At 36.6% G+C, this 11,826-nt stretch carries 13 protein-coding genes; all 13 read right to left on the bottom strand.

Translation table 11 applies throughout. The features are described 5' to 3' along the window. Positions 1 to 2 precede the first annotated feature (2 nt). Positions 3 to 449: a ribose 5-phosphate isomerase B gene (gene rpiB, locus AC0LWJ_RS10820; RefSeq protein ID WP_474237303.1), complete on the bottom strand. Its 447-nt coding sequence runs from the start codon at positions 447 to 449 to the stop codon at positions 3 to 5. Between the two features lie 36 nt (positions 450 to 485). Beyond that, complete coding sequence (locus AC0LWJ_RS10815) at positions 486 to 932, bottom strand: low molecular weight protein arginine phosphatase (RefSeq protein ID WP_474237304.1); 447 nt, start codon at positions 930 to 932, stop codon at positions 486 to 488. A gap of 16 nt (positions 933 to 948) precedes the next feature. Beyond that, positions 949 to 1,998, bottom strand: a complete 1,050-nt coding sequence (locus AC0LWJ_RS10810) for an L-threonylcarbamoyladenylate synthase (RefSeq protein ID WP_474237305.1) — start codon at positions 1,996 to 1,998, stop codon at positions 949 to 951. A gap of 14 nt (positions 1,999 to 2,012) precedes the next feature. Further along, positions 2,013 to 2,735, bottom strand: coding sequence for a ZIP family metal transporter (locus tag AC0LWJ_RS10805; RefSeq protein WP_474237306.1), 723 nt, complete (start codon positions 2,733 to 2,735; stop codon positions 2,013 to 2,015). Positions 2,736 to 2,803: 68 nt separating this feature from the next. Next, positions 2,804 to 3,868, bottom strand: coding sequence for a peptide chain release factor 1 (gene prfA, locus AC0LWJ_RS10800; RefSeq protein WP_474237307.1), 1,065 nt, complete (start codon positions 3,866 to 3,868; stop codon positions 2,804 to 2,806). A gap of 45 nt (positions 3,869 to 3,913) precedes the next feature. Continuing rightward, positions 3,914 to 4,759, bottom strand: a complete 846-nt coding sequence (gene prmC / locus AC0LWJ_RS10795; RefSeq protein ID WP_474237308.1) for a peptide chain release factor N(5)-glutamine methyltransferase — start codon at positions 4,757 to 4,759, stop codon at positions 3,914 to 3,916. Continuing rightward, complete coding sequence (locus AC0LWJ_RS10790; RefSeq protein ID WP_474237309.1) at positions 4,746 to 5,669, bottom strand: DUF1385 domain-containing protein; 924 nt, start codon at positions 5,667 to 5,669, stop codon at positions 4,746 to 4,748. Before AC0LWJ_RS10790 ends, prmC begins: the two co-directional genes overlap by 14 nt. A gap of 95 nt (positions 5,670 to 5,764) precedes the next feature. Next, a complete protein-coding gene (gene rpmE / locus AC0LWJ_RS10785; RefSeq protein WP_284679736.1) occupies positions 5,765 to 5,974 on the bottom strand; it encodes a 50S ribosomal protein L31 in 210 nt (69 codons plus the stop codon). Between the two features lie 62 nt (positions 5,975 to 6,036). Further along, the gene (rho, locus tag AC0LWJ_RS10780) at positions 6,037 to 7,533 is read right to left on the bottom strand and encodes a transcription termination factor Rho (RefSeq protein WP_474237325.1); all 1,497 of its coding nucleotides are present in this window, start codon (positions 7,531 to 7,533) and stop codon (positions 6,037 to 6,039) included. Positions 7,534 to 7,864: 331 nt separating this feature from the next. Then, positions 7,865 to 8,512, bottom strand: a complete 648-nt coding sequence (gene fsa / locus AC0LWJ_RS10775) for a fructose-6-phosphate aldolase (protein WP_474237310.1) — start codon at positions 8,510 to 8,512, stop codon at positions 7,865 to 7,867. 1 nt (position 8,513) lies between these two features. Further along, positions 8,514 to 9,365, bottom strand: coding sequence for a class II fructose-1,6-bisphosphate aldolase (locus tag AC0LWJ_RS10770; protein WP_474237311.1), 852 nt, complete (start codon positions 9,363 to 9,365; stop codon positions 8,514 to 8,516). A 68-nt stretch (positions 9,366 to 9,433) separates the two neighbouring features. Continuing rightward, a complete protein-coding gene (locus tag AC0LWJ_RS10765; RefSeq protein WP_474237312.1) occupies positions 9,434 to 9,787 on the bottom strand; it encodes a response regulator in 354 nt (117 codons plus the stop codon). Positions 9,788 to 9,930: 143 nt separating this feature from the next. Further along, the gene (locus AC0LWJ_RS10760) at positions 9,931 to 11,823 is read right to left on the bottom strand and encodes an FAD-dependent oxidoreductase (RefSeq protein ID WP_474237313.1); all 1,893 of its coding nucleotides are present in this window, start codon (positions 11,821 to 11,823) and stop codon (positions 9,931 to 9,933) included. Positions 11,824 to 11,826: the final 3 nt, after the last annotated feature.

Genomic DNA, 11,826 nt, shown 5'->3' with positions numbered 1-11,826 from the left:
GCCTATCTGCCGTATTTTTTCTCAATCTCTTTTATCTTATCAAGCCTTTTCTGGTGCCTTCCACCCTGAAACTCGGCATTAAGCCATTCCTCAACTATCATAAGTGCAAGCCCGGGTCCTATAACCCTTCCCCCCATACATAGAATATTTGCATTATTATGCTCTTTGGCATATTTCGCCGAAAAAACATCTGAACAATTTGCAGCCCTTATGCCGGGTACTTTGTTTGCAGCAATTGATATACCAATACCTGTACCACAGATAAGTATACCCCTGTCACATTCACCGCCGATAACCGCTTCAGCCACCGTTAATGCAAAATCCGGATAATCGACAGATTCACTGCTGAAGGTTCCAAAATCCTTATATGCAATTCCTTTTTCATTAAAATATTTCCTTACAACCTCCTTAAGGTCATAACCGCCGTGGTCGCTGCCAAGTGCAATCATATCAATACGCTCCTATTCTCCAAATTTCAATATTAATCACTCAAAAATCTTTTTTAAAATAAGATTAACCGCATTATATAAATTTTTTGCCGTAGTACGGTATACCTCTTTATCCTTCCCAAAGGGGTCTGATATATCCCCTTTTAAGCTTACGAATTCATTGATTGTATAAATTTTACCGTTATATTCCGGATATTTAGACTTTATAACACGTTTTTGCGATTCCGTCATTGTAAAAATAAAATCAGCATCCTTTATATGTTCTCTTTTGAGACTTTTAGATACATGCCCCGATATGTCAATACCATAATCTTCTTTTAGCACCTCAACTGCTTCCTTTGCAGCCGAATCCCCATCAAAGGCAAATGTGCCCGCAGACTGTGCCAAAGCTTTTATCCCCTTCTTTTCTGCCAGTGCATTAAAAATCCCTTCTGCCATACTGCTCCTACAGGTATTACCTGTGCATACAAAAAGCACCTTCATTTTTACCTCCAAATATCTACACTATTATTTCTTTATAACCGGCAGCTTTTTCAAGCCTGTTCATTATAGCAAGTCCAATCTCGTCACATGAAAATCCTTCTGAATATACAATATCAATACCTTGATTGTCAAATTCCCTCAAGACATCAAACAGATTTTTCGCAATTGTTTCAGGATTATTCCTGTCTCCTACAACAATAACATATCCCTTGCAATACTGTGGCGACGTTTGCTCTGTAGCCATTATACCAACTTTTTTCCCATTATTCAATTGGATTTCCGTTAATTCTTGTATCTTTTTTATGACACTTTCAAGATTGCCTTTAACAATATAAATTTCTGCATTCGGCGAATAATGCTTATATTTCATTCCAGGCGCCTTTGGCTTTAAATCCCCTGATGATTCTTCAGATACCGCCAAATCAACCTTTATCTCACCAATAACTTTTTCAATCATTTCCTTTGTTACACTGCCGGGTCGTAAAATGATGGGAATTTCTTCCGTCATATCAAGAACAGTTGATTCTACGCCAACATCACATCTTCCACCGTCAATTATTACATCAACCTTCCCGTTAAGGTCATGTATTACATGAGAAACTTCCGTTGGACTGGGCTTGCCGGAAAGATTTGCACTGGGGGCAGATACGGGTACCCCGGCATACTTTATTAAAAGATGGGCAATTCGGTTTGAAGGCATCCGAAGAGCTACAGTATTTGTCCCTGCCGTATTTATATAAGGTACAATGTCTGATTTTTCAAATACCATAGTCAGGGGACCGGGCCAGAATTTTTTCATGAGTATTACTGCCTTATATGGAATCTCTTTAACATATCTATGTAAATCTTCAAATTCAGCTATGTGAAGAATAAGAGGATTGTCCTGCGGTCTTCCTTTGGCAATAAATATCTTTTTTACCGCATCTTCATTTAAGGAATTTGCCCCAAGCCCATATACGGTTTCTGTTGGAAATGCTACAAGCCCTCCCTCCCTTAATACCTTCGCTGCTTCCTCAATTAATTTTATATCCGGATTATTTTTATCAAGTTTAATAATTTTCGTCATATCTGTACTTCCTTTCATAAAAGCTCTGTTATTATTATACCACCAATAACCCCTGCAATCATTCCTATAACCGATATTCTTCCCTTGTACAGGTCTCTTGACTGCGGTATCATTTCGCCGCATATAACGTAAAGCATTGCACCGCCGGCAATCCCGAGATTCAAAGAAATAAAAAAGGGTGATATCTCACCCATATATACACCTGCTATCGTGCCTATCCCCGTAGGAATACCTGCAAGAATTGCATATATTACATTTTTGAGAGGTGTTACACCGCCTAAGGACAAGGGTGTAGCCATCGCTATACCTTCAGGCACATCATGCAGCACAATAACAAGGGCAATGCTTATCCCGAAAGCTTTTGAAGCCATAAAGCCGGAACCAACAGCTAAACCTTCCGGAAAATTGTGTACCGCTATCGCAAGTCCCATTATAATTCCTTCTTTAAGATAATCATTATTTTTACGCCCTGATGTAGATACTAAATCATCAAATATTATCACAATAAGTACACCTATAATCATGCCAAGTAAACCTGTCATATAACTATGTACTTCAAATGCATGCGGCAGAAGGTCAAATGTAACCACAGAAAGCATCAGCCCCCCGGCAAATCCCATTATCGTACTTAAAAACCTGTTGGAGGGATTTCTATATAAAAAGGTTAATGCCCCACCTGAACCGGTACCTACTATCCCGATAAAAAAACCTAATAATATCACATTTAAGGCATCCATAATTAGTCCTCTTTCCCTTTTACTTTATCTACCTTAAATGTATTCCCTCATATCTTCTAATATGATAATTAATTTATATTTTTAAGTTTTTCTGTCTGATCCTCGGTAATCAACGCATCAATTATTTCATCAAGATTGCCGTCCAAAACAAACTGCAGCTTATAAAGGGTAAGTCCAATCCTATGATCCGTAATTCTGCCCTGAGGATAATTATATGTCCTTATCCGTTCACTTCTATCACCGGTTCCTACCTGTGATTTCCTTGTTTCAGACAGCTCCTTCTCTTTTTCTTCCTGCGCCATTTCATAAAGCCTTGCCCTCAGTATCTTCATGGCACGCTCCCTGTTCTGCAGCTGTGACCTTTCATCCTGACATGTTATAACAATACCTGTCGGAATATGTGTAAGCCTTACCGCTGAATCAGTGGTATTTACGCTCTGTCCCCCATGTCCGCCTGACCTGAAAACATCAAGTTTTATATCATTGGGATTTATCTCCACATCCACATCTTCCGCTTCAGGAAGCACCGCAACAGTTGCCGTTGATGTGTGAATCCTGCCTCCTGCTTCAGTTGTCGGTATTCTCTGAACCCTGTGTACACCACTTTCATATTTTAAACGGCTGTATACGCCTTTACCGGATATATTAAATATGATTTCCTTAAAACCTCCCAGCTCTGTGGGATTTGAACTCATTATTTCGGTTTTCCAGCGCCTTTTCTCAGCATACATTGTATACATTCTAAACAAATCATATGCAAAAAGCGCTGCTTCTTCACCACCGGCGCCAGCCCTTATCTCCATAATTACATCCTTCACATCATTAGGATCCTTAGGTATCAAAAGAAGTTTTATTTCATTCTCAATTTCTTCCTTCTTTTTCTTAAGTTCCTCGATCTCCTGCTCTGCCATATCCTTCATATCAGGGTCATCGCTTCCTAAGAGCTCTTTTGTTTCTTCTATATCCTCAATGACCTTTTTATATTCCCTGTATTTTGTTACGATTTCTTCTAATGCCGCATGCTCTTTAACATACTTCTGCCATTCCTCCCTGTTCGATATAATCTCAGGATCACTTATCTTCTTGCTTAAATCTACATATCTGTTTTCTATATCTTGAATTTTATCAATCATTATCTCAATTTCACCTCGAATTTAGATTATATCACAATATATCCCTCATGAAAATAATCCCCTTTTTCCAATAACAACCCTATCGATTCCCTGTAAATCCTTGATTACCTCTAAATTAAAAAAATTAGCGTTTTTGAGTAAATCCTTGACTTCACCTGCTTGATTATAACCTACTTCAAAAGCAATATAACCATCAGCTTTTAAATATTTTCCGGCATCTTTTATAATTCTTCTGTAAAATAAAAGCCCGTCTTTGCCTCCGTCAAGAGCTATTAAAGGCTCTTTTTGCACCTCCTCCTGAAGTTTTTCAATATCTTTACTTCTTATATACGGAGGATTTGATATAATAAAGTCAAATTCTGCCTCGTCAGGCAGTGAAGAATACAAATCACTTTTGATAAATTTAATTTTCCCATCAACAGCATTTCTTTTGGCATTTTTTTTGGCAATTGCAAGGGCATCATTGCTTATGTCAACCGCATATCCTTTTGAATTAATGGAATATTTAGCTATACTTACAGCGATTGCCCCGCTTCCCGTTCCTATATCAAGGAAGCGTGAATTTGGTTTTAATCTTTTTAATACTTCTTCCACAAGTATTTCCGTTTCTGGTCTCGGTATTAAAACAGCCGGACTTACCTCGAATTCAAGCCCCATAAAATATTTTTTCCCAACAATATATTGATATGGTATATTCTTTTTTCTCTCAGAGATTAATCCGAAGAAATGCTTTAAGTCTTCCTCTTTAAGGTCTGTATCCCTGTTTATAATTATATATCTCCTGTCGGTATCAAGAGTAAAGGCTAAAAAAAGCTCTGATTCAAAGCGGGGATTTTCGCAGACAGACTTTAGCATTTCTGCTCCCGCCAAAACAGCCTCATATACTTTCAAAAGCCTTTCCTCCTTCGTCTTCAAGGACACTTTTAAGTGATGTTATTGCAACCTCAAGCTGGCTGTCATCAGGTTCTTTTGTTGTTAATTTTTGAAGCAAGAGACCGGGGTATGTCAGCATAGCAATTATCCTGTTGTCGCTTCTTCCTGCAAGTTTTATAAGCTCATAAGAAATACCAGCCACAACGGGAAGCAATAAAATCCTGCTTATTATTCTAATATAAAGTGAAGGCCATTTTAAAAATGAGAATACAATTATTGACACTATCATAACAATGAATAAAAAATTAGTACCGCATCTCGGATGAAGTGTCGTATATTTACGGGCATTTTCAACTGTTAATTCTTCTTCATACTCAAAACAATGTATTGTTTTATGTTCTGCCCCATGGTATTGAAACACCCTTTTTATATCCTTCATTTGAGAAATAAGCACAAGATATAATAAAAATATAACAACTCTTATGAAACCTTCAAAAAAATTGATTAATATAGTATTTTTAGTGAATTCTTTTAGAAAACCTGCAATATATGTCGGTCCAATAAAAAATATAATTATAGATATGATTAGTGATAAAGCGACTGAAAAATACATTGCTATATCATCTAGCTTATCACCAAACAATTTTTTGAGAAAATTATCAAACCTTGTCGGTTTCATATCTTCATCTTCAATCAAGCCGGCTGAATACGTAAGAGCCTTGACTCCGATAATAAGGGAATCGATAAGCGCAAAAGTACCCCTTATAAAAGGTAATGAAAAGAATTTATTTTTTTTCGTTAAAGGCTCAGTCATTTCCTTTTTGACAATTATATCGCTATCCTTCCTTACTGCTATCGCAACACTGTTATGTCCTCTCATCATAACACCTTCTATTACCGCCTGACCACCGATATCAGTCTTTTTCATATTATCCCTCCTTTACTCTATGTTATTGTATCAAGAGGACGGTTCTACCTCACGCATATCAGTAGAACCGTCCTCTTTAGTATCTACGGTTAAAATTATTTTTTTGCAGAATCAAATCTCTTTTTAAACCGTTCAACCCTTCCGCCTGTATCAACTATCTTCTGATGTCCTGTAAAAAATGGGTGGCATTTTGAACATATTTCAACCTTCAGTTCTCTTTTTGTAGAACCGGTCAAAAATGTATTACCACATGCGCATTTAACAACAGCATCATGATAATATTCCGGATGTATTCCTTCTTTCACTGTCTTCACCTCTTTCAAACCGAATTACACTTGAATAATTATATCATATCTGATTTATAATATCAAGATTTGTAGAATTGCATCAGCTGTGACCTTATACCCTCTATAAATTCATTGTTTGTTTTTGTCCTCATTAATTTTTCTATAAGCATTTCTGTAACCTCTCCCTGTGGCACACTGCTCATGGCTTTTCTAATCATAAACATTGCTTCAATTTCCCTTGGTGTAAGTAAAAGTTCTTCTCTCCTTGTTCCCGATTTATAAATATCAATCGCAGGGAATATACGTCTTTCCTGTAATCTCCTGTCAAGGTGAAGCTCCATATTGCCTGTCCCTTTAAACTCTTCAAATATTACATCATCCATACGGCTTCCTGTTTCAATTAATGAAGTAGCAAGAATTGTAAGGCTTCCGCCTTCCTCTATATTCCTGGCAGCGCCAAAAAACCTCTTAGGGGGATGCAGCGCAGATGGGTCAATACCGCCTGACAAGGTTCTTCCAGATGGAGGCGTAACAAGATTATACGCCCTTGCAAGTCTTGTTATACTGTCCATAAGTATAACTACATCTTTTTTATATTCAACAAGTCTTTTAGCATATTCTAAAACCATTTCCGCAACCTTCGTGTGGTGTTCCGGAAGTTCGTCAAATGTAGAATAAACAACTTCCCCATTTATAGACCTCTTCATATCGGTAACTTCTTCAGGTCTTTCATCAACAAGTAAAACAATCAAATGAATTTCGGGATGATTCTTGGAAATGCTGTTGGCAAATTTTTTAAGAAGGGTTGTTTTACCTGCTTTAGGAGGTGCTACAATCATGCCCCTCTGTCCTTTTCCAATTGGTGCAATTATATCCACAAGCCTCATCGCAAGCTCAGTCGGATTTGTTTCCAGTTTGATTTTTTCCTGTGGAAAAATAGGTGTAAGTTCATCGAAAGGAATTCTTCTCTTTGCTAATTCAGGATTTTCATCATTTATTGATTCGACATAAAGAATAGCTGAATATTTTTCTCCTTCTCTCGGTATCCTTGTGATTCCTCTTACCTTATCGCCGATTTTTAAGCCAAAACGCCTTATCTGCGATTGAGAAATATATATATCCTTAGAACCCTGCATGAAATTTTCTACCCTTAAAAAGCCATATCCATCAGGCATTATATCAAGAACACCTTCTGCCACAATATCTCCTTGTGTCTCAATAAGTTCTTTCAATGGCTCCGAAACTTCCCCTACTAATGGCAGCCCTTCTTTTATGAATGAATTTATTCTTTCACCATTTTTTTCTTTTATCTTTACCGTTGTATCTTGATTTAAGTCCTCAACTTCTTGCACTGCCCCTTTAACATTTTCATCAACTACTTTTAAATTCAACATCTCATTATTATCCTCTCTTGTTTCTTCCTTCTCAATCTCTTTTTCTTCTTTCGCTTCTTCTTTTGTTTCTTCTTTAATACCTACCCGTTTTGATTCTTCTTCTATAATATCTCTTAATTGCTGTTTTCTGTATTTTGTAATGCTTTTTATACCAAGGCTTCTTGCTAATTCCCTCAATTCCATAAGGGACTTGCCTTCTAACTCTTTTAAATCCAAATAAAAGGCACCTCCTATCTAAGATTTTTTAATTTTTTAATTCAAATTTTCAATGGAATTTTTAAATTGATTGAGAAAAAAATAAAAAGGACAGGCATTAAATATTTTTAGATAATGCACATTATTTTTTTTATAACTATTACTCCTCCATAAATACACTATATATTTATTTTATTTTTACTTTTATAAAATGTCAAGTAAAAATTCTAATTTTTACTGATTTATTTTTATTTTTTACAATATAATTGTATTTTATACTATAGAAATTTAAAAAGATGGGACATTATCCCATCTTTTATTATTTATTTTGCACGCTTTTCCAATCCTTTAAAAATCGTTCAATTCCTATGTCTGTAAGCGGATGTTTAATCATCTGCATTATAACCTTATATGGAACAGTAGCAATATCCGCGCCTGCTTTTGCTGCTTCCAGCACATGCATAGGATGCCTTATACTTGCAACAATGACCTCTGTTCTAATATTATAATTTTTATAAATTTTTACAATATCCTCAACAAGCTTAATGCCGTCTGTTGATATGTCATCAAGCCTTCCTACAAAGGGGCTGACATACGAGGCACCTGCACGGGCTGCCAAAAGAGCCTGTGTTGCTGAAAATATCAATGTTACATTTGTATTTATTCCTTCTTTTGAAAGGCATTTAACCGCTTTTAAACCTTCTGCCGTCATAGGTATCTTTATAACGATGTTTTTATGAATCTTTGAAAGATTTCTTGCCTCATTAATCATCCCTTGGCTGTCTTCCGAAATAACCTCCGCACTTATAGGTCCATCAACGATTGTAGTAATTTCCTTAACAACCTCCACAAAATCCCTGCCTTCTTTTGCAATTAAAGAAGGATTTGTTGTTACGCCGCATATTATGCCAAGGGCATTTGCCTCCTTTATCTCGTTAACATTTGCAGTATCAATAAAAAATTTCAAATTAACCCCTCCCGGCTGAACCAAAAAGTTTCATTTTATTCATTACAACTTCCTTCATTGCCTCTTTGCAAGGTCCTAAAATTTTCCTTGGGTCATACACAACCTTATCCTTATCAATTATATCCCTCAACTTTGCTGTAAATGCCTGCCTGATATCTGTATCAATATTAATCTTATTAATGCCAAGGCTTACAGCCCTCTCAATGGAATCAGCCGGAACTCCGGATGCCCCATGTAAGACCAAAGGCATATTGAGCATACCTTTAATCGTCTTAAGCCTGTCAAAATCCAGCTTTGGTTCACCCTTATAAGGACCGTGGGCGGTACCTATGGATATTGCAAGATAATCAACACCCGTTTCTTTTGCGAATTTATAAGCCTCTTCAGGATCTGTCATGGCTGCTTCCCTCTCTGTAACAGTTACATTGTCCTCTGTACCGCCGATTTTACCGATTTCCGCCTCTACAGATACACCCATGCCATGAGCAATTTTAACAACATTCTTTGTTACTTCTATATTTTCTTCAAGGGGTAATTTAGATGCATCCATCATAACAGAAGTCCAACCATTTCTCAGACATTTCATCACAATATTGAAATCCGTTCCATGGTCTAAATGCAATGCTATAGGAACTGATGCCTTTTGAGCCAGTGTCCTGACAATTGCAGAAATAACCTCAATTCCTCCATATTTTAAGCCGCCTTCGCTAACCTCTATAATAGCCGGTGATTTCATCTCTTCGGCAGCTTCAACTATAGCCTGCGTTATTTCAAGATTGCTTGTATTAAACGCACCAACTGCATAACCATCCTTATGTGCTTTTGATAATAAATCTATCCCAGTAACTAACATAAAAAGCACCTCCTCAGAATTATTTTACCCGAATAAAAAATATAAAGCAAGGTAAAAAATTCCTTGCCTTATATAACTAAATTCCCTTTTAATTTTTTTTTGATTAAATCTTTTAACTTAAAAATATCAAAAGGCTTCATAATAAAAGTATAATCTTTAAATGTTTCGTCAGGCTCATCTGCCGACATTAAAACCAGTTCTGTATCAGGGTATATATGCATTAATCTGTTTAAATACATTAATACGTCACCTTTTCCGACATGAATATCAAACAACCCAATATCAGGTAAAAATTCTGAGAACCTGTTCTCTATTCCGTTGATATCAGAACATGTCATAACCTCAAGCCCATCCATTTCAAAAAACTCTTTCAGCAAAAAACATAAACTGCTATTGTCATCAACTATCAAGAGCCTCCCCATATTTTTACATCCACCTTTTTATTTAGTTATGCACAATCTTCAGCCTCCGCTCCGTTTCGCTCATACCCACAATATTATAATATTCTACAAAAAATTAAATATTCCTCCCGCTTTTTAACTTAAATTACATTTTATTTTAAATATTATTTTTTAAGATGATTATATAAGGATAATGTCATATCATACGCATCTGAAAATGTTACATATTTCTCATTTTCCATATGGTTATATGCTTTATCGCTTATTAATCCCTTTTCATGAGCAATTTCAAATAAGTTGTCTTTATCGGCATCAATCTTATCCTTGTATCCTCCGTATATCAATAAAATTTTTGAGGCGTCTTCTTTATTTATAGGTTTATTAACAATCAAATACTTAAGATCCGGTATATTGCTGTTGACAATCTCCGCTCTGCTTGGAATCGCATTTCTAATCATGCTTGAAAGCATATAGTAGAAGGAAATACTCTCGATATTTTTATTGAATTTAAAATCATTATTATATCCCGGCACAATAAGTCCCCAGTGCAGGACAAATTTCAACCCTTCAAACGACCAGTTATTTTCTGCTTCATTTTTTACTTTAAAGGGTTTTAAATACGCCCCTTGACTTACAAGCAGCGACTGTATGTTTTTAATATCCTGCGGAGTTTCCATTATTTGAACATAACTTTTATTCTTGCAAATCGAATATGCCGCAGCCACACCTGCCGCATCTCCTTCCGCCATCCCTATCGGAATTGTTCTTGCAGAGCCTGCCGCAAGATGGCTGTATGAGGCAGACCTGCCTACAACAAGCATATTCGTAACCTTAGTTGGTACAATACATCTAAATGAAACAGCATACATCATAGGCTTGCCGTAGACAAATCCCGTATCGTTTGGTGATGTAGCCTGTATATCGACAGGGTATGACCCAATGGCAATCCTATCGTCAAAATCCCTGTTAAAAACCACATCATTTATTGAAAGGGTATAATACCCTTTAATATGCCTTGTTTCCCTTATATAAAGCTCTGATGCAGTACCGTCAAGTTCTGCATTTTCAAATCCGGGAATATTTTTATTGAAAAATTCCACAATCCTCGGCAGCTCAGACTTAGCCAGTTCCATGCCTTTTTGGATTGATTCACGGTTAAGTCCGTCAACACCGTAAATAAGCAGGGCATTAACAAGAACCGTACCGTCGTCCTGCTTCCCAAGATTAAGTCCTCTCAGCCTCAACATGGAAGTTGATGGCTTGTAATTTTTTGTAATATCGGCAAATCCGCTTGCAGAGGTATTATCAATATGAGTATGAGCTATCTTGTCTTCCTTGATTAACTTTATAAGATTATCCCAATTTATCCCTTTTAATTTAAAGATGAGCGTCGATGCCTGTACCCTGCCTTTTATGCCTATATCCTCTGCGCCAACCGTATAAGGTACACCTGCTGATGCAGCAACATCTGCATTCTGTGTGGCATCAATTATTCTTTTACCGTAGTAGCTGATATCTTTCCCGTCTTTTTTAACCACAACACCGATGATTTTATTTCCATTCAGTATAGGCTTTTCAAAAACCGTATTCAAGGAGAGTGTAATATTCTTCTCATCCTTTACAAGGTTCATAAAAACATCTTTTGCACGGTTCACATCAAAGGATGTAACTGAACCTATTCCTTTATAAAATTCCTTGAATGTACCCTGTGTCAGCAGTGTACCGTCAGGTCCCCTGCTCATATCAATTGTATTAAGCATTCCATATGTCATTAGACCTCCCAATCCGTCACGCTTATCTATCAAGATAACCTTCGCATTATTCTTAGCAGCCGAAACCGATGCCGCAATACCTTCAGGTTCAGCGCCAACAACAATCACATCATATTGACCTGACTTATCCTCTGGTAGATTCATTTTTTCCGGTGAAGGCAGCTTCTCATTTTTTATGGCAAAATTTTGCCCGCCTCTGCCCCTGTTTATATAAAAATACCCGCTAAGAACAACAATTGCTAAAATAACGATCGAAAGTAATATTTTAACATATTTTTTTTGCAATTA

The organism is Aceticella sp. 75b-Ac (genome assembly GCF_056032965.2).
Note: the sequence above shows the minus strand (reverse complement) of the source record. Positions and strands in the feature narration are given on the sequence as shown.